We start from the raw sequence: 18,036 nt of genomic DNA, 5'->3' as shown, positions 1-18,036 counted from the left end.
ACACCCGCAGCAACGGATATACACCCAAAAATTGACCAAAACCCCACCCCCATGCTCTCCTACACACCTTGTTACGGGTGCCCTTCACAGGGTGAAACGGGAAACCGGTGACTCATGTGCTTTACTCAAGCCCATGTCAGTCCGGTGCTGCCCCCGCAACGGTAAGCGAGCGAAGCGTCAAAACCACTGTGTCCGCAAGGCATGGGAAGGTGACGCTTGCAGGTCGGCCTGACGCCAACCCCTCGTGAGCCCGGAGACCGGCCCGCAACACACAGCCCGCATTTGTGCGTCGCTGAACATAACAAACCCGCGGTGGGCGGGCGCTGTTCGAACCTCTGCGAGCCAGACCCGCAGGGGTTTTCATGCGCTCTGATTCACCCGCTGACACTCCAGAGGGAAGCGCCATGTCGATCATCAGCAGCACCGGCAGCAACACGGACAAAATTTCCAGCAGCACCACCCTGAGCCAACGCCTGACCGCCGCGATCTTTGCGTCGATCCTCGGTGCCAGCCTGGTCTACTTCGCCGGTTTCTCGCACATTGAAGCGGTGCACAACGCCGCCCACGATACCCGCCACAGCGCCGCGTTCCCGTGCCACTGAGGCCTGCCGACATGATCAAGCGTATTGCGCAAACCGCAGGTTTCACCGGCCTGCTGGCCGCCCTGCTCCTCACCCTGCTGCAAAGCTTCTGGGTATCCCCGCTGATTCTTCAGGCAGAGACCTTCGAGAAAGCCGAACCGGTTGCAGAAGTTCACGAACACGCCGCCGGCACCGCTGCGCACACCCACGACGCCGAAGCCTGGGAGCCGGAAGACGGCTGGCAGCGCGTGCTTTCGACCACGGGTGGCAATCTGGTCGTGGCCGTCGGTTTTGCTCTGATGCTCGCGGGCCTTTACACCCTGCGTGCGCCGACCAAAACCTCGCAAGGCCTGCTCTGGGGCCTGGCCGGTTACGCGACATTCGTCCTGGCACCGACGATGGGCCTGCCACCGGAATTGCCGGGCACCGCCGCCGCTGATCTGGCCTCGCGACAGATCTGGTGGATCGGCACTGCCGCTTCGACCGCTGTCGGCCTGTCGCTGATTGCCTTCAGCCGTCACTGGCTGATGAAGATCCTTGGTGTCGCCATCCTCGCGGTGCCGCACGTGATCGGCGCGCCACAGCCGCAAGTGCATTCGATGCTCGCACCCGAGGCCTTGGAAACTCAGTTCAAAATCGCTTCGCAATTGACCAACGTAGCGTTCTGGCTGGCCCTGGGCCTGATCAGCGCCTGGTTGTTCCGCCGCAAAAGCGACGGCCAATACCACGCATGACCGATGACAGCGCAGCGCCGACCTTCGTGATCGGCCTGGGCTGCCAGCGCGGCTGTCCGGCCAGCACGCTGCGCGCCTTGCTTGATCAAGCGTTACAGGCCCATCGCATCGAGCTTGTAACGGTCAAGGCCTTGGCCAGCATCGACTTGAAGCGCGACGAGCCGGGCCTGCAAGAACTGGCTGCACAACTGGCCTTGCCCTTGCTGTACTTCAGCAGTGAAGAATTGGCCAGTTACCAGCAACGACTCAGTCACCATTCGCAAATCGCCTACGAACGCACCGGTTGCTACGGCGTGGCGGAAAGTGCTGCGCTGGCCCTTGCCGAACAGCTGATTCAGGCACCGGCAAAACTGCTGATTTCCCGACAAAAATACGCTCAGGCCACGCTGGCATTGGCCGGCGCGGCGTAAAATCCCGATAATCCCCGTCATTGATCATGAGCGTTGTTCATCTGCAACGCTGCCGTGCCCTCTTTTACTCAGGATTCAACGATGACCGTCTACTTCATCGGCGCCGGCCCCGGCGACCCGGAATTGATCACTGTCAAAGGCCAGCGGCTGATCCGCAGTTGCCCGGTGATCATCTATGCAGGCTCGCTGGTACCGGCGGCGGTGCTCGATGGCCATCAGGCTGAGACGGTTGTGAACAGCGCTGAGTTGCATCTGGAACAGATCATCGATTTGATCAAAACCGCGCATATCCAAGGCCAGGATGTGGCACGGGTGCATTCCGGCGATCCAAGCCTGTATGGCGCAATCGGCGAGCAGATCCGTTATCTGCGTGAGCTCAATATCCCGTTCGAGATCATCCCGGGAGTGACGGCAACGGCAGCCTGTGCGGCGTTGCTTGGCGCGGAGCTGACTCTGCCGGACGTGTCGCAAAGCGTGATTCTGACCCGCTACGCCGACAAGACCGCCATGCCGGCAGGCGAAGAACTCCGCAGTCTGGCGCAGCATGGCGCGACCATGGCGATTCATCTGGGGGTCAATCATCTGGAGAAGATTCTGGCGGAACTGCTGCCGCATTACGGTGCCGACTGCCCGATTGCGGTGATTCACCGGGCGACGTGGCCGGATCAGGATTGGGTGGTGGGGACGCTGGCGGATATTGCCGGGAAGGTTGAGGCCAAAGGGTTTCGGCGTACGGCGTTGATTCTGGTCGGCCGGGTGCTGGGCAGTGAGGTGTTTAGCGAGTCATCGCTGTATCGCGCCGGGCATGCACATCTTTATCGCCCATAAAGGCCCTTTCGCGAGCAGGCTCGCTCCCACATTTGACCGCATTTCAAATGTGGGAGCGAGCCTGCTCGCGAATGCATTCCTGAATGTCACCCATAAAAAAACGGCGCTCACGAGGCGCCGTTTTTCATGTCCGCAGCGAACACCTTAGTAGTAGGCGTTTTCTTTCTGCGTGTGGTCGGTCACGTCGCGAACGCCTTTCAGCTCAGGGATGCGCTCGAGCAGCGTGCGCTCGATGCCTTCCTTCAAGGTCACGTCCGCCTGGCCGCAGCCCTGGCAGCCGCCACCGAACTGCAGCACGGCGATGCCGTCCTCAACCACATCGATCAGGCTGACCTGACCGCCGTGGCTGGCCAGCCCTGGGTTGATTTCGGTCTGCAGGTAGTAGTTGATACGCTCGTTGACCGGGCTGTCGGCATTGACCATCGGCACTTTGGCGTTTGGCGCCTTGATGGTCAGCTGGCCGCCCATACGGTCGGTCGCGTAGTCGACAACGGCGTCGTCAAGAAACGCTTCGCTGAAGTGATCGATATAAGCGGTGAAGCTTTTCAGCCCCAGCGCGGTGTCTTCAGGTTTTTCTTCGCCCGGCTTGCAATAGGCAATGCAGGTTTCGGCGTACTGGGTGCCAGGCTGGGTGATGAAGACGCGGATGCCGATGCCCGGGGTGTTCTGCTTGGAGAGCAGATCGGCCAGGTAATCGTGGGCGGCGTCGGTAATGGTAATAGCGGTCATGGAAACTCCTCGCAGGCTTGGGCGCAGTTTACGCCAATCGTTGCGCCGGACAAAGTCCTAGTATTTTTGTCGGGAAAGATTCTCGTCAGCCTCGTCGTCGATTCGCGCCTTGAGCCAGTGATAGCTGCGTTTTTCCACCCATTCGTAGCTCAACCAGGAGCCGACGCCGATGGCCAGCGCGCACACGACAAACATCAAATACGGATTGATAGCGTAGCGCCGCGCGATGAATCCACCCGCCGACAACACCAGAACGTGCATCAGGTACACCGAATACGAGCAATCGCCGAGCAGTTTGAGTACCCGACTGCGCTCGACATAGCGCTCAAGTGAGATACACGCCATCACCAGCACAGCGCTCGGCACACCCCAGTTCAGCAGCCTCGGCGCCGGTGGCAAGTGATAGATCGTCAGCAATACCGCCACGATTGCCGCTAGCGGCAGCCACAGTCCCGCACCGATCCAGCCCCGGCGATAAAGCATGCCAATGCCAATCCCCAGCAGGAATTCATAGACGATGTCCGAACGATAGAACTCGCTGATCCAGCCAAACCCGGTCCAGGTCTGACACACGGCGAACAACAGCGCCGCGACCACCAGCAGACGCACCTGCAAACGGAACAGCAGCGCCCAGGCAAACAGCACGTAAAAGAGGATTTCGTAATTCAGCGTCCAGCCGACATTCAGCGTCGGATAGATGCCGTAGCCGCCGGGGTTCTCGGTAGGAATGAACAGCAACGACAACAGCAGATGGCCCCAATCCACGGTCTGATCCGGTAGCAACGGCTGGGCAAACACCACCAGTAGCGCCATCAACAGCGTGTACAGCCAGTACGCCGGGACGATGCGAAACAGCCGATACAACAGAAAACGCGCCGGCGGCAGCGGTTTGTGCTCGGTCGAGAGGAAAATCACCAGACCGCTGATGACGAAGAAGACATCGACGCCCACCGCGCCTTTGTCGATGAACAGTTGCCCGATCGGTCCGCGTGACTTGAAGTCGAAGAAAATCTGCATGAAGTGGTGGCAGACCACCGTCCACGCCGCAAGCGCACGCAGGGCTTGCACTGAAATCAACATCACCTGCTCCCGATCACACCCTCAAATTCACCTCAATCCCTGTAGGAGCTGCGGCACGCTGCGATCTTTTGATCTTGATTCTGAAAGATCAAAAGATCGCAGCCTCGTTTCACTCGACAGCTCCTACAGGGGATTTGTGTGTTACCTGAATCTGTGACAGTCGGCCTGTTTCAAATGATCAAAGATTCTCGTAGCGGTTCATGTCCAGCACGCCCTCTTCCACCGGGTCGGTTTCGTGGATGTACTGACTCAAATCGTGGAAATAGAACCAGAATTGCGGATGGCTGCGACGGATCCCCCAGCGTTCAACGATTTTCTCGAAACTATTGGCATCCTTGGCGTTTTCCATCGCATCGACAAACGCCGGCACCTGATCAGCGGGAATGTTGAAGATGAAGTTCGGGTAACTGCTGAGCACGCCCGGGTAGATGGTCAGCGTGTCCAGCCCTGGTTGATAGCGCAGCGACTCACCGAGCAGGAACGCCACGTTGCTATGCGCGCGGTTGCGCAACAGGCTGTATACCTCGCGTTTGCCGCTGGCGGTTTCAACGCGCAGCAGGGTCGCTTCAGGGAGATGATCAATCACCTTCAAACCGGCCGCCGGGCGCGACGTCAGGCGGCTCAACGCCTGTTCGGCATTTTGCAGGGCCGGGTCGATATTCGGCCGCGAGCAGTAAGCGCCATCACAGCGGTTGATCGGGTCAGGCCGCGCATTGAGATCGCCATAACGCGCCAGCAATTGCATGGCGAAGTCGTGTTTCGGGTCTTTCTCGTCGAGTTTCAGCGCGGTCGGTTTGTCGTCGTCAATGGCCTCGTAATCGAGCCACATCTTGAACTGGCCGCTGCTCTGGTACCAATCGTTGAGGTAATCCTCGCGGGAATCGGCGGGCATCAGGCGCAAGAAGTTCTGCTCAGCGCCGTTGCGGATCAGGTCGAAATACAAACGGGTTTGCGCCTGATGGGAGACGTTGCCGAATACATCGAAATTGACTGCCAACTGGTAGTAGGTGCGTTCCAGCAGCGGATAGTCGAACAGCCACATGGTTTGCGGCACTTCACCGATCAAGCCTTTGGTCACCGAAGCGCTGTCGAAGTGGCGGAAGATGCTCAGCAACGCGTTGTCGTTGCCGGCCCACAGGGTCGACCAGCTCGGCGCGGGCAGATCGGCGTAGCTATCGCGGCGCAACGCCTCGTACTCGTTACGTTTGTTGCGGTAGTTGTGCCACAGGCTCAGGACGCTGCCGACATCGTCGTTCTGCCCCGGCATGGCCAACAATGGCGTGGTCTGCCCGCGATAGTTCGGGTCGGTGATATAGAGGTCGTGTTCAGGTGCCTGGAACAGCGCCCAGAAGTTATCGCGGATCACGTCGGTCGCGATCTGGCCCCGGCACACCGGGCCGCGAATAAAGGTGCGGACGAAGTATTCGGCGTTGTCGAGCATGAACTGATAACGCGCCTGGGCCGGAATCGCTTCGAACGTCGCGAATGGATTGGCGCGGCTCTGCGGGCCGTAACCGGGCAAGGCATTGACCTGCCAGTTGCCGCTGTAGAACAGGCTTTTCACCCGCGCCATCTTCGCCGCGCTCAGCGGATAGGTGATGTGGGTTTTATGCACAATCACGCCCTGCACCGGCCACAAGCGGTAATACACCTGAGTGCCCGGATCGTCGTTCGGGCGGCGGGTGGCGATCAGGTCGATCGGCTGACCGGTGGGCGTGCGCGAACGTACCCACTGGAAGTAATGCCCCGGCTCGCCATCCTTGAAATAGATGTGCGCGAGGTACCAGTGCTCGTACAACCAGCGGCCGACCAGACTCTGCCGCGCGCCAGGCATGTTCAGCAGGTTTTCCCACTGGACGATTTGCAGCGCCTCTTTGGCGCTCGGTGCCAGGCCTTGCTCGTCAATCGGCGCACCCGAGGCCAGCCAGCGCTGCAACGTCTGGTATTGCTGGTCGGTCAACCCGGTCACCGCCAGCGGCATGCCTTCTTTCGGGTGGGCGCCGGCGTAGCCCTCAAACTCGGCGGGCAGCGCGCACATGTTCTCGCGATTCAGGCCCAGCACGATGTCTTGCGGAAGTTTGGCGTTCGGTGTCAGCGGCGTCTTGTGCCCCAGTTCGAGCATCCGCGCCATCAACGCCGCCTGACTGCCCTGGGCATCGAGCACCGAATAGAAGTCTTTCTGCTGCCAGGCACGTTTGCCAAAGGCGTCGTAGAACAGCCGAGTGGTCGGTGCCGCTTGCCTGCGCTCGCCATCATAGACCGGCATCTTGCTCGCGCCACGGGCCGCGCCCTCGCCACTGCCCAGATTCAACTGGCAGGCCGAGTCGTAGCAGGCATGGCAGGCCACGCACTTCTCGGTGAAGATCGGCTGAATGTCACGGCTGTATGAGATCGTGGGCTCTTGCGCCACGGCGCCCCAGCTTAAGAACAGCAAAACAATGCTGATGACGCGGTACGACATGCCCTGATCCCGATCCTGAAAAAAACGCCGCGAGTCTACAGTATGACGCTCGTACCAACATGAGCGATATTCATGCAAAAGCCCCACATGCTCTAAAACTGCACAGGTTTGCTATGATCCCGCTCCTTCGTAATGGTCTTTCCGAGTAGTCCAAATGTCCGATCGCAGCGTTCGCCTTCAAGCTCTCAAGCAAGCTCTCAAAGAGCGCATCCTGATACTCGACGGCGGCATGGGCACGATGATCCAGAGCTACAAGCTCGAAGAACAGGATTATCGCGGCAAACGCTTTGCGGATTGGCCGAGTGACGTCAAGGGCAACAACGACCTGCTGGTGATCACCCGTCCGGACGTGATCGGCGGCATCGAGAAAGCTTATCTGGATGCCGGCGCCGACATCCTCGAAACCAACACCTTCAACGCCACGCGCATTTCCATGGCCGACTACGGCATGGAAGAACTGGCCTACGAGTTAAACGTAGAAGGCGCACGTCTGGCCCGCAAGGTTGCCGACGCCAAGACCGCCGAGAACCCGGACAAGCCGCGTTTCGTTGCCGGCGTGCTCGGCCCTACGAGTCGCACCTGCTCGCTGTCGCCGGACGTCAACAACCCCGGCTACCGCAACGTCACCTTCGATGAGCTGGTGGAAAACTACACCGAAGCCACCAAAGGCCTGATCGAGGGCGGCGCTGATCTGATCCTGATCGAAACCATTTTCGATACCCTCAACGCCAAAGCGGCGATCTTCGCCGTGCAAGGCGTGTTCGAAGAGCTGCACATCGAACTGCCGATCATGATTTCCGGGACCATCACCGACGCCTCCGGCCGCACCCTTTCGGGCCAGACCACCGAAGCGTTCTGGAACTCGGTGGCGCACGCCAAGCCGATTTCGGTAGGTTTGAACTGCGCCCTCGGCGCCAGTGAACTGCGTCCGTACCTGGAAGAGCTGTCGAACAAGGCCAGCACCCACGTTTCCGCACACCCGAACGCCGGCCTGCCGAACGAATTCGGCGAGTACGACGAACTGCCGTCGGAAACTGCCAAGGTCATCGAAGAATTCGCCCAGAGCGGTTTCCTCAACATCGTCGGCGGCTGCTGCGGCACCACGCCGGGGCACATCGAAGCGATCGCCAAAGCCGTCGCCGGTTACGCGCCGCGGCAGATTCCGGACATTCCCAAGGCTTGCCGCCTCTCGGGTCTGGAACCGTTCACCATCGATCGCAGTTCGTTGTTCGTTAACGTCGGCGAGCGCACCAACATCACCGGCTCGGCGAAATTCGCTCGGCTGATCCGTGAAGACAACTACACCGAGGCGCTGGAAGTCGCCCTGCAGCAGGTCGAAGCCGGCGCGCAGGTGATCGACATCAACATGGACGAAGGCATGCTCGATTCGAAGAAGGCCATGGTGACCTTCCTCAATCTGATCGCCGGTGAACCGGACATCTCGCGCGTGCCGATCATGATCGACTCGTCGAAATGGGAAGTGATCGAAGCCGGCCTCAAGTGCATCCAGGGCAAGGGCATCGTCAACTCGATCAGCATGAAAGAAGGCGTCGAGCAGTTCATCCACCACGCCAGACTGTGCAAGCGCTACGGCGCGGCCGTGGTGGTGATGGCGTTCGACGAAGCCGGCCAGGCCGACACCGAAGCGCGCAAGAAAGAGATCTGCAAACGTTCCTACGACATTCTGGTCAACGAAGTCGGCTTCCCGCCGGAAGACATCATCTTCGACCCGAACATCTTCGCCGTCGCCACTGGCATCGAAGAGCACAACAACTATGCGGTCGACTTCATCAACGCCTGCGCCTACATCCGCGACGAACTGCCGTACGCGCTGACTTCGGGTGGCGTGTCCAACGTGTCGTTCTCGTTCCGTGGCAACAACCCGGTGCGTGAGGCGATCCACTCGGTGTTCCTGCTGTACGCAATCCGCGCAGGCCTGACCATGGGCATCGTCAACGCCGGTCAACTGGAGATCTACGACCAGATCCCGCAGGAGCTGCGCGACGCCGTTGAAGACGTGATCCTCAACCGCACCCCGGAAGGCACCGACGCCCTCCTCGCCATCGCCGACAAGTACAAGGGCGACGGCAGCGTCAAGGAGGCCGAGACCGAAGAGTGGCGCAACTGGGACGTCAACAAGCGTCTGGAACATGCGCTGGTCAAGGGCATCACCACGCACATCGTTGAAGACACCGAAGAGTCGCGCCAGTCGTTCGCGCGCCCGATCGAAGTGATCGAAGGCCCGCTGATGTCCGGCATGAACATCGTTGGCGACCTGTTCGGCGCCGGCAAAATGTTCCTGCCGCAAGTGGTGAAATCCGCCCGCGTGATGAAGCAGGCCGTGGCGCACTTGATCCCGTTCATCGAACTGGAAAAAGGCGACAAGCCGGAAGCCAAGGGCAAGATCCTCATGGCGACGGTGAAGGGCGACGTGCATGACATCGGCAAGAACATCGTCGGCGTAGTGCTCGGTTGCAACGGCTATGACATCGTCGACCTCGGCGTGATGGTGCCGGCAGAGAAGATTCTGCAGGTGGCCAAAGAGCAGAAGTGCGACATTATCGGTCTCTCTGGTCTGATCACACCGTCGCTGGATGAAATGGTCCACGTTGCTCGCGAGATGCAGCGTCAGGACTTCCATCTGCCGCTGATGATCGGTGGCGCGACCACTTCCAAAGCGCACACCGCGGTGAAGATCGAACCGAAGTACAGCAACGATGCCGTGGTTTACGTGACCGACGCCTCCCGCGCCGTGGGCGTGGCCACACAGTTGCTGTCGAAAGAACTCAAGGCCGGTTTCGTCGAGAAGACCCGCCTGGAATACGTCGATGTGCGCGAACGCACCTCAAACCGCAGCGCCCGCACCGAGCGCTTGAGCTACGCCGCCGCGATCGCCAAGAAGCCACAGTTCGACTGGGCGACCTATCAGCCAGTCAAACCAACCTTCACCGGCAGCAAGGTCCTCGACAACATCGACCTTAAAGTGCTGGCCGAATACATCGACTGGACGCCGTTCTTTATTTCCTGGGACCTGGCCGGCAAATTCCCGCGCATCCTCGAAGACGAAGTGGTCGGTGAAGCCGCCACCGCGCTGTACAAGGACGCGCAGGAGATGCTCGCCAAGCTGATTGACGAGAAGCTGATCAGCGCCCGTGCAGTGTTCGGTTTCTGGCCGGCCAATCAGGTGCATGACGACGACATCGAGCTGTACGGCGATGACGGCCAGCCATTGGCCAAACTGCATCACCTGCGCCAGCAGATCATCAAGACCGACGGCAAACCCAACTTCTCGCTGGCCGACTTCGTAGCACCGAAAGACAGCGAAGTGACCGATTACGTCGGCGGTTTCATCACCACCGCCGGCATCGGCGCCGAGGAAGTGGCCAAGGCTTACCAAGACGCTGGCGACGACTACAACTCGATCATGGTCAAAGCCCTCGCCGACCGTTTGGCCGAGGCCTGCGCCGAGTGGCTGCACCAGCAAGTGCGTAAAGAGCACTGGGGTTATGCCAAGGACGAAGTCCTCGATAACGACGCGCTGATCAAAGAGCAATACAGCGGCATCCGCCCTGCCCCGGGTTATCCGGCCTGCCCGGATCACACTGAGAAAGCGGCGCTGTTCGCCCTGCTCGATCCGGAGGCTGAAGAAATGCGCGCCGGCCGCAGCGGTGTGTTCCTCACCGAACACTACGCGATGTTCCCGGCGGCAGCGGTCAGCGGCTGGTACTTCGCCCATCCGCAGGCGCAATACTTTGCCGTGGGCAAGGTCGACAAGGATCAGGTGCAGAGCTACACCTCGCGCAAGGGCCAGGAGTTGAGCGTGACCGAGCGTTGGCTGGCGCCGAATCTGGGTTACGACAACTGAACCGCCTAGGATCTGAGAGCGTCCGCTCTCAGATCCGCGCCACCCCTCACTGGCTCCCTGACGGTCCCGGTCGGGGTGATGAGGGCGCAGGCAGTGGCACATCCACGACCACCTTCGCCAACACCTTCAGTTCATTGCGGGACAACGCCTTCAGCCTGTCCGCGCGAGCCAGCGCCAACTCAATCTCAAGCCGGTTCATCGCTTCCACATAGCGCTCGCGGGACGCCTCATCAACGTGTTTGTCGGGGTGAGCATCCTCGACTTCTTCCTGACGTCGCGTGGCATTGCGTTCCAGTACCGTGAATGCGTCGGGGTAGCGATCCTTCATGTAACTGACCCAATAATCCCGCGAAATCAGATCGTCGAGAAACAGGTCTGACGCTTCATCGGCCAGTACCGCCGCCCGGGCGTCGATCAAGCTCTGCCCGGCAATCGGGGTGGCGAACAGCGCGTGTTCCGGTTGACCCGGTAGTTCCAGCCCGTCAGGCCAGCCTCGGGTCATGCCGATCCGAAAGTGCAGACGGATTTCCGCTCGGTCCTGAAAATGCCCGGCGGCCTCTGCCAGCCTGTCGACCCGCTCCAGGCGAAACAGCCGTCGCGTCAGATCGAGCAAGGCCCGACCGCGCAGGTCCGGGCGCTCACGGGGAATATCGCGCAGGGCGGTATATTCATACGCGCGAGTTTCCAACTCGCTGAACGTCAGGATCCGTCCATCAGGACAGGCGCCATGGGTTTCGGCGTTATGGAACATTAATTCGCGCAGTTCGGTGTTTTCGCTGGCTGCTTCCATGACACGCCACAATCGATGAGTCAGATCGGCACGTGCGAGGCGGAAGTCAAGGGTATGACGCAGCAGGTACACCAGCTGAAAAAAGCGCTCGTGATTCGGTTCTTCCGCCAACCGCGCCCAGAGTATTTTTCGGCTAGCGGCCAATGCCGCTGGTGAGTCAGCAAGCCAGGTATTCAATGCGGCAGGAGAGATATGCCGGGCCGAATCAAAAACCTCTTCGACCGGAGCTATCTGCGCATGCGGATCAAAGACCTCCGCGCCTTCATCGACATCGTTGCCATCACTGCCCATGTCCGAAACGCCGCTTTCGTCGACGCCAAACACTTGCGCATCGATCATCCCTTCGATGTCTTCGCGGGCGATACCGAGTACCTCCGGCAAGTGATTGACCCGGCTGTGAAATCTCAACCGCTGCAGTGCGACAAGTGACAGCTCCGTGTTTTCGGACAAATCAGTGCCGGCGACGAGCTGCGCATGGTTACCATCGAAGATCGCTTCGGGAATGTCGGTGATGTCGTTGCCACTGAGGTTTAACGTGCGCAGGTTCGGCGCGTCGAGGACCCCGCTCGGCCAATCAGTCAGCTCGTTGAAGCGCAGATCCAGGGTGTCGATGGCGCCGAATGCTGGCGGGGCGAACGCGTGCAGATTGTTATAGCTCAAGTCGAGCCACCGCAACCGCGCACCGCCGATCAAGGGATAGACACTGGCCGCGCTGGACAGGTCGCAATACTGCATGTCCAACCGCCGAAGCTGATTCATGTGCAGCACCGACTCTGGCACGATCAGCAGCTCGTTACCGCTGATGATCAGTCGCCTGAGGCTGGCAAAGCCTTGCAGGAAACTACTGGCGCCGGCGCCCGTCATTCCGACGCCACTGACATCGAGCATTGTCACTCCGGGAAGCGGCACCGCCAGGCCCGGCATATCGCCGGTTTGCAACCCGCTCAGATTGAGGATCAAGCCCTCCTCGCCGGGGTTGTGGCTGAGTCCCGCCAGCCATGCCTCGCGAATGCGCAGCGCAGCGCGGGAACGGCTTCGCGCAGACGCCCGACGCTCGCCCGCAGGCGCTCCCCGCGTGTAGAGCCAGTCATTCAACTGGCGGGTCAGCCCTTCACAATGCTGGTGCCATTGGCTGATCTGCGCATCGATCTGCCCATCGGTCAGCCCGGTTTGCCGCAGATTCTGCAATATCTGCACGGCGCGCTCTTGGGACACGCTCGTATGCAAACACTGCAATTGCGTCACTCTCCCGGCGTCCCCCGGAGAAACGGCAGCGCGTTCGGGGAGTGCCAATAACAACTCCGTCATCGTCCAGGCTGACTGCCTCGGCAATGTGTCGGCAGGTACTGGCTCCCCGGCAAATCGCCTCAACGTGCCGTCAGACAGACCGTTGGCCCGTTCAATGCGCTGTAACGCAGTGTTCAGTGATACCTCGCCTTCAGGACTGAAAGCGTTACCGCTCAAATTGACTTTCATCAGCGCGTTGGGGTCGGCCAAGGCTTGCGGCGAAAGCGACGCGATGGCGTTGTCACGCAAATCGAGCCAGTACAACCGCTCAAGGCTTTCAGCACCGGCAGGCCAGGCTCGCAGATCGGTGGCTCGCAGATTCAGCGCCTGAAGCTGGCGCATGGCGCTCACATCCAATTGGCCCAGCGGATTGCCTTGCAGGTTGAGCCTGCCGAGCCGTCGCAGACCATTGAATTGCGCCTGCACCGCCGGGGTGACGACGATGCGATTGTTCGACAAATCGACTTGCCTCAATGAAGGCAGATCAGTGGCGACAAACGGCAATTCGGCGAAAGTGTTGCCAGACAGGATAAGGTTTTCGGTCGCGCTGAACCCTCTGACAAAAGCCCGCGCTTGCGCAGCAGGAACGTCCAGTTGCCGCAAACGCAGCGTGCGGATGTGCGTAAAGCTGCCGGCCGGCAATCGCGGCAGGTCGACGACATTTTGTGTGCTCGGGTATTCAATCAGACCGACACCAGCTTCAGGCAGCTCGAACGTTGCAACGTCGCCGGGTACGCCGTAATGCTGGCGCAGGGCAGCATTCCAGCTTCGTTTGAGGGCCCGCAGTGTGGCGGCGTTGCGCCCGGTTGCCCACTGCCACCGCAACCCTGCAAAACGCATCCCCTCGGCATTCGCTGGCAAATAGAACTGCGCAAAGATTGCATCGTGCTCCGCCCTGAGCCGGGCAATCGCCGCCATCCTTGCCTCGGGCGTCACCCACGCGGCATCGAAGCTTGCCGGCAAAGGATCGTGCAGATCCGGCAAGGTCGCCATGAAGTCCAGTTCGGCGCGGCAGTACTGGCTGACCATTTGGTTCAGATCGACCAGATGGCCGAGTTCGCCGGAGTAGTTGCGCACGTACTCGTAAGCGCGCATGAACTGCGCCGGGGCCAATGCCCCCCAGTCCAGCGACAGTCCGGCCCACAGCCGTTCCTGTCCGCTGTACAGGGAATCCGGCAGCGCGCGAATGGCGGTGTGGCTCAGATCCAGGCGTTGCAGTTGCTCAAGCCGTTCGACGGATGCCGGCCATTCCCATAACGCGTACGGCGCATCGATGCGCACGCTGCGCAGGCGACGCAAAGCGCCAAGATCCAGTGCATGCAAGCTGCGGGCGTCGAAGCCGGCATAGTCAATATGCAGCGTTTCCAGCGAAGTGAGCGCACCCAGGCTTGCCGGAAAATCTGCCGCCAGTGCTGGGGCGTGAGAGGAAAAACGCAGGCTGACCAGGCGGTGCATCTGGCCGACCGCCGACGGCAAAGAGGTGAGCGGCCGGGTTCTGGAGGCCAGGTAATCGATACCGCGCTCCATGTTGCCGATCGCCAGATGAGTCACTTCGGGAAAACGCGCCAGAAAGGCATTCGCGTTGCCGTCGGTCAAGCCGTTTCCAGCCACCGACAGTTCGCGCACGTGGAGAAAGGAATTGGTCAACACTGGCAACGGCTCATCACAGACCAGTGACAGGCGCGCAGCTTGTGCACTGTGTTCGGCCAGCGGCGCATTGCGCCAGGCCTCGCGCAGCGCTTGGGCTACTTGTAATCGGCCCTCGGCCGCCGCACTGCCACTCGGCCCGGCCTGCCATTGTTCAAGCGCAGTGTTCAGTCCTTCCCATTCGCGCCGGCGCGCCTGCAGCAGTGAGTAGATTTGCCTGTCGCTCAAGCCACGGTGCTGGTTAAGGAAAGCCTCCGCCTGTCGCGGGCCTGGGTAGAGTTCGTTGATCCGCATCAGCAGTGAAGGGCGCAGGCCAGTGCCTCGTCCGCTGGCGTAATAGCCGCTCAACGTGGCGCTGACTCGGGTCGGCGCTTTAAAGCTTTTGGCTTGCGGCGTCAGCAACTGTGCTAAGTCGTCGCGGTGCGTGCGGGCGGATTCGATGACTTTGCGTTGTAACTCATGGCTTTGGCTGCCATCGCTCAACCCTAGCGCGGACGCCTCCTCATCCGGCAAGACACGCATGATCGCGCGATAAAAGCTCTCACCCTGTCGGGCTGTGCCATTGAGCGGTTCCCCTCGCTCATTGAAGGCCCGATAGAACGGCCCCTCCTTGATCAGATATTTCCTGTTGGGTGCAATGGTATCGCCCAGGCTGTCGAGCAGTGCCCCGGTCAGGCTGCCCTCACGAATTTCCAGGCGCAACATCTGCGGCCAGCCCGGCAACCTGGCCAGCGTGTGCAGCGCAAGTCGGCGGCTATCCGCCGATGAGAGACTTTCGCTGTGCAAACCGGCAAATGAACGCACTTGCCGGCCCTGATGGGCATACCAGCGCGCCTCTTCGAGCATTTTCAGCGGTGCCCGTCCCCTGCTTTGCAGGCGTGTCAGCTCGGCTGGAGTGGCGTGATCGAGCACATCCTGCGCGGCGGCATCGCTCAGCCCCGGCGTTTCGCGCTGCAAAATACGCACGTGCGGATTCACCGGTTCAGTGCCGCGATACAGGTCATCAACCATCGAGGCCTGGCGCCTGGCGACATGATCCGCCAGTTGCCGGCCGAACGCCTCGGGTCTGCCCGGGCGGAACTGCGCAGTGTCCCTGCCGAGCAGATAGCTGATCTCGTTTTCTTCCAGCGTCGCGAGGATTCGCGTCGGCAGTTCTCCGTTCAGCACCTGCGCGCGCGTGAGCTGAATCGACGGTTTACTGCTAACCCCGGGCACGAGTTTTTCGGCGCCGTAGCGAGTGGGCAGCCCCGACAAGTCGGGCTCCGAGAAGATCTCCAGTACCCGGTCGTATGGCCAGCGCGGCATTTCGGTGACCTGCGGCAACGCGTACAGATAACGCTTATCGATCGGTGCCGCACCGCGCAGTTGCTCGACAATTTGCGCGACCTCGGTATCTGCTTTGAACAAGCGCATGGCATCGCGCAACGCTGGCGGCGCTGGCGCGTGATCCAGGTGCATCTTGCGCAGGGTGCTTTCGCTGACGCCGCTGATATCGGCCAGCGTCAGCAGCGTCTCATCGGAAAAACCATCGGTTACATGCCCCATGCGCCGCAACAGCGTCAGGCGACTCCAGCGCATAGGCTGTTCCAGCGTGTGCCGCCAGGCGCCCCGGCCATTGTGTTCAAGCACAGGTTGGTAAGCGTTGGACTCGCCGGGGTGTTTGATGCGCCACTGCGAGGTCGACGGATCGATCAACTGCTCGTAGACCTTGTCACCCTGACGGATGTAGGTTTTACCGTTGAGCCGATACTGGCCCAGCGCATCCGGCCCGATCGCGTCTTGCAATGTAATTTCTTGCTCATAGCCGCTCAGGTCGGGCTTCCAAAGGCGTGTCTCGCCGTCAGGCAAGGTCACCGGGTGCATCTCGTCGATTACAGGCTCCGGCGCGACCGCTGTGAGCTTGCCGAGCAGCGCTCCCCCCACGCTCATCGCGCCGATCAGTGCCAGGTTTTCCGCCACATCCACCAAGTGCGCTTTGGCGGCATGCTTGTCACCCTCGCTCCACTCGACCGCGCCTTCGAAGGTTTCGTACAGCAACTGCCCGGCCATCACCCCCATCATGATCTCGCCCAGTACCGGCACGAACATCGACACCAGATTGAGCGTCAGCAGCCCTATCTGTAGCAGCGCCGCTAATCGGGCATCGCGCTCCCTGGCGTCGACATCCTTGGACGGCACCGCATGGCTGCGGGCATCGGCCAGCACTTTGTCGCGATGCTGCTCGTAGAGCCGGGCCCACAAGTCGCTGTTTTCCGCCCAAGGATCGCGTTCATCGAGCGGCATGATCGAGATGCCGATATACGGATCAGGTTCCGGTTCCATCCACGGATATTCGGGGGGCAACTCCCTGATGTGGGTAAAAGGAAAAACCGGACTAAAAGCCTCCGGAACTCTGCGCCAAAGCGTGCTGTAGAAATTGATCGGGGTATCGGCAGACTCACGGACAAACTGGCTGAAATAGTAAGAACGCTTGTCGTAAGGCAGAAACTGGCTGAAAAAACGTTGGTAGGCCGTCGGCTCCGGGCTTTTCGCTGACTGTGCATCGCGGGCGGTAAACAGCCGCTTGAATGTTTCCTCCATTTGCGCCCCGGTATAGCGCTTCAGCGGATGCTCGGGATCATGGGGCACATACAGAATCACCGACTCACCAGCGCGGCGCTTAGGTCCGATCACAAAGGCGATACAGCCAACCAGTCGCTGGCGCATCAGGCCCAGATCGGCAAACCAGACCGGCATTGCGCCCATCACGGGGTGTTTTTCGCCGGCGATGACCGAAAGGATCATCGCGTGATCCTGCGGACGAATGTCCATGGTCAGCAACGCGTGTTCAGCAGCCGCGCGCAGGCTGGCCTTCTGGCTGGCGATGAATTGCTCGCGCAAGGTGTTTGCCATGACTGGGTTCGTAGTATGGAAAAACGCCTTTAGATGCGCTTGATACCGCGCGCCAATATCGAGCGAGCGGCACAAGCGCAGAAAATTCGTCACGGTCAGGTTAACCTTCACCGGCGCGTATGCGCCGGGCGTGGTTTCCTCTGCAAACCCCGAGCTGTCATGAAAGGCGCCGGGCAGGCATTCGCTGACTTCGAAATTGTGCAACGCAGCTTGCAGCAGGGTCAGACTCAAGACTTCGAAAGAGCCGATTTCAACTCTGAAAATACCCAGGGCCATTGGTCGCCTGAGGCTTAGCAAGGTTTTGTCTACGTCAATGTCGACCTTGTAGTGTTTTTTTAACGCGCGGGTCAGTATCGGCCGGGCAAACGCGTCGATGTCCTTGAGCGGTGACATCGTTTTGTCCAATGCAGACTGTGCGGCGAGACTGGCCTTGAAACAGTCGTCCAGCGCCTTGCGCTGCGGTACCGACGCTTGTGTATACCACTGCGGCAGCAGCACGCCGGCCTGTCTGATCGCGGCCTTTCTTTGCGCGCTGGCGTCGATAAGCCATTGCGGCAGCGCACCTTCGAGGTACTCGGCGTGAAGGCTGTCCGTGGCCAAGGGTCTGTTTGGCGCTTTCTCGTCCGGGCGGGGGCTGAAATGGGTGGGCATATATCGCTCCTGTGAATGGAGCGTCAGCAGACCATCTCGGGCGATTGCCTTTGCGGTAGATATTTAACGCAACGAGGCGCA

9 protein-coding genes and 1 riboswitch are annotated in these 18,036 nt (G+C 60.4%); of the genes, 5 read left to right on the top strand and 4 right to left on the bottom strand.

What is annotated here, in order from left to right:
- Positions 1 to 58: 58 nt before the first annotated feature.
- A riboswitch (cobalamin riboswitch) is annotated at positions 59 to 280 on the top strand.
- A 124-nt stretch (positions 281 to 404) separates the two neighbouring features.
- From ACRRSD_RS27530 to cobM, 4 genes are all read left to right on the top strand, one after another.
- Positions 405 to 602, top strand: coding sequence for a CbtB domain-containing protein (locus tag ACRRSD_RS27530; RefSeq protein WP_435036395.1), 198 nt, complete (start codon positions 405 to 407; stop codon positions 600 to 602).
- Between the two features lie 11 nt (positions 603 to 613).
- Positions 614 to 1,315: a CbtA family protein gene (locus tag ACRRSD_RS27525; RefSeq protein ID WP_435036394.1), complete on the top strand. Its 702-nt coding sequence runs from the start codon at positions 614 to 616 to the stop codon at positions 1,313 to 1,315.
- On the top strand, positions 1,312 to 1,725 hold the full coding sequence (locus tag ACRRSD_RS27520; RefSeq protein WP_435036393.1) for a cobalamin biosynthesis protein: 414 nt from the start codon (positions 1,312 to 1,314) through the stop codon (positions 1,723 to 1,725). Before ACRRSD_RS27525 ends, ACRRSD_RS27520 begins: the two co-directional genes overlap by 4 nt.
- A gap of 81 nt (positions 1,726 to 1,806) precedes the next feature.
- Positions 1,807 to 2,553 (top strand): precorrin-4 C(11)-methyltransferase, encoded by a 747-nt coding sequence (gene cobM / locus ACRRSD_RS27515; protein ID WP_435036392.1) that lies wholly within the window; start codon positions 1,807 to 1,809, stop codon positions 2,551 to 2,553.
- Between the two features lie 144 nt (positions 2,554 to 2,697).
- On the opposite strand, the gene nfuA is transcribed toward cobM, so the two are convergent.
- From nfuA to ACRRSD_RS27500, 3 genes are all read right to left on the bottom strand, one after another.
- Positions 2,698 to 3,282: a Fe-S biogenesis protein NfuA gene (nfuA, locus tag ACRRSD_RS27510; RefSeq protein WP_007912592.1), complete on the bottom strand. Its 585-nt coding sequence runs from the start codon at positions 3,280 to 3,282 to the stop codon at positions 2,698 to 2,700.
- A 57-nt stretch (positions 3,283 to 3,339) separates the two neighbouring features.
- Positions 3,340 to 4,362, bottom strand: coding sequence for an acyltransferase family protein (locus ACRRSD_RS27505; protein WP_435036391.1), 1,023 nt, complete (start codon positions 4,360 to 4,362; stop codon positions 3,340 to 3,342).
- A gap of 178 nt (positions 4,363 to 4,540) precedes the next feature.
- Positions 4,541 to 6,823: a fatty acid cis/trans isomerase gene (locus ACRRSD_RS27500; protein WP_435036390.1), complete on the bottom strand. Its 2,283-nt coding sequence runs from the start codon at positions 6,821 to 6,823 to the stop codon at positions 4,541 to 4,543.
- Positions 6,824 to 6,977: 154 nt separating this feature from the next.
- On the opposite strand from ACRRSD_RS27500, the gene metH reads away from it, so the two are divergent.
- Positions 6,978 to 10,688: a methionine synthase gene (metH, locus tag ACRRSD_RS27495; RefSeq protein ID WP_435036389.1), complete on the top strand. Its 3,711-nt coding sequence runs from the start codon at positions 6,978 to 6,980 to the stop codon at positions 10,686 to 10,688.
- Positions 10,689 to 10,734: 46 nt separating this feature from the next.
- On the opposite strand, the gene ACRRSD_RS27490 is transcribed toward metH, so the two are convergent.
- On the bottom strand, positions 10,735 to 17,955 hold the full coding sequence (locus tag ACRRSD_RS27490; RefSeq protein WP_435036388.1) for a dermonecrotic toxin domain-containing protein: 7,221 nt from the start codon (positions 17,953 to 17,955) through the stop codon (positions 10,735 to 10,737).
- Between the last annotated feature and the right edge of the window lie 81 nt (positions 17,956 to 18,036).

Origin of the sequence: Pseudomonas neuropathica, from assembly GCF_051174785.1 — a bacterium.
Classification (GTDB): domain Bacteria; phylum Pseudomonadota; class Gammaproteobacteria; order Pseudomonadales; family Pseudomonadaceae; genus Aquipseudomonas; species Aquipseudomonas neuropathica_A.
Note: the sequence above shows the minus strand (reverse complement) of the source record. Positions and strands in the feature narration are given on the sequence as shown.

What these genes read in the sequence shown, in the direction of transcription:
- nfuA (WP_007912592.1), bottom strand. Translation starts at nt 3,282, where the DNA reads ATGACCGCTATTACCATTACCGACGCCGCCCACGATTACCTGGCCGAT.
- ACRRSD_RS27525 (WP_435036394.1), top strand. Translation starts at nt 614, where the DNA reads ATGATCAAGCGTATTGCGCAAACCGCAGGTTTCACCGGCCTGCTGGCC.
- ACRRSD_RS27505 (WP_435036391.1), bottom strand. Translation starts at nt 4,362, where the DNA reads ATGTTGATTTCAGTGCAAGCCCTGCGTGCGCTTGCGGCGTGGACGGTG.
- ACRRSD_RS27500 (WP_435036390.1), bottom strand. Translation starts at nt 6,823, where the DNA reads ATGTCGTACCGCGTCATCAGCATTGTTTTGCTGTTCTTAAGCTGGGGC.
- ACRRSD_RS27520 (WP_435036393.1), top strand. Translation starts at nt 1,312, where the DNA reads ATGACCGATGACAGCGCAGCGCCGACCTTCGTGATCGGCCTGGGCTGC.
- cobM (WP_435036392.1), top strand. Translation starts at nt 1,807, where the DNA reads ATGACCGTCTACTTCATCGGCGCCGGCCCCGGCGACCCGGAATTGATC.
- metH (WP_435036389.1), top strand. Translation starts at nt 6,978, where the DNA reads ATGTCCGATCGCAGCGTTCGCCTTCAAGCTCTCAAGCAAGCTCTCAAA.
- ACRRSD_RS27530 (WP_435036395.1), top strand. Translation starts at nt 405, where the DNA reads ATGTCGATCATCAGCAGCACCGGCAGCAACACGGACAAAATTTCCAGC.
- ACRRSD_RS27490 (WP_435036388.1), bottom strand. Translation starts at nt 17,955, where the DNA reads ATGCCCACCCATTTCAGCCCCCGCCCGGACGAGAAAGCGCCAAACAGA.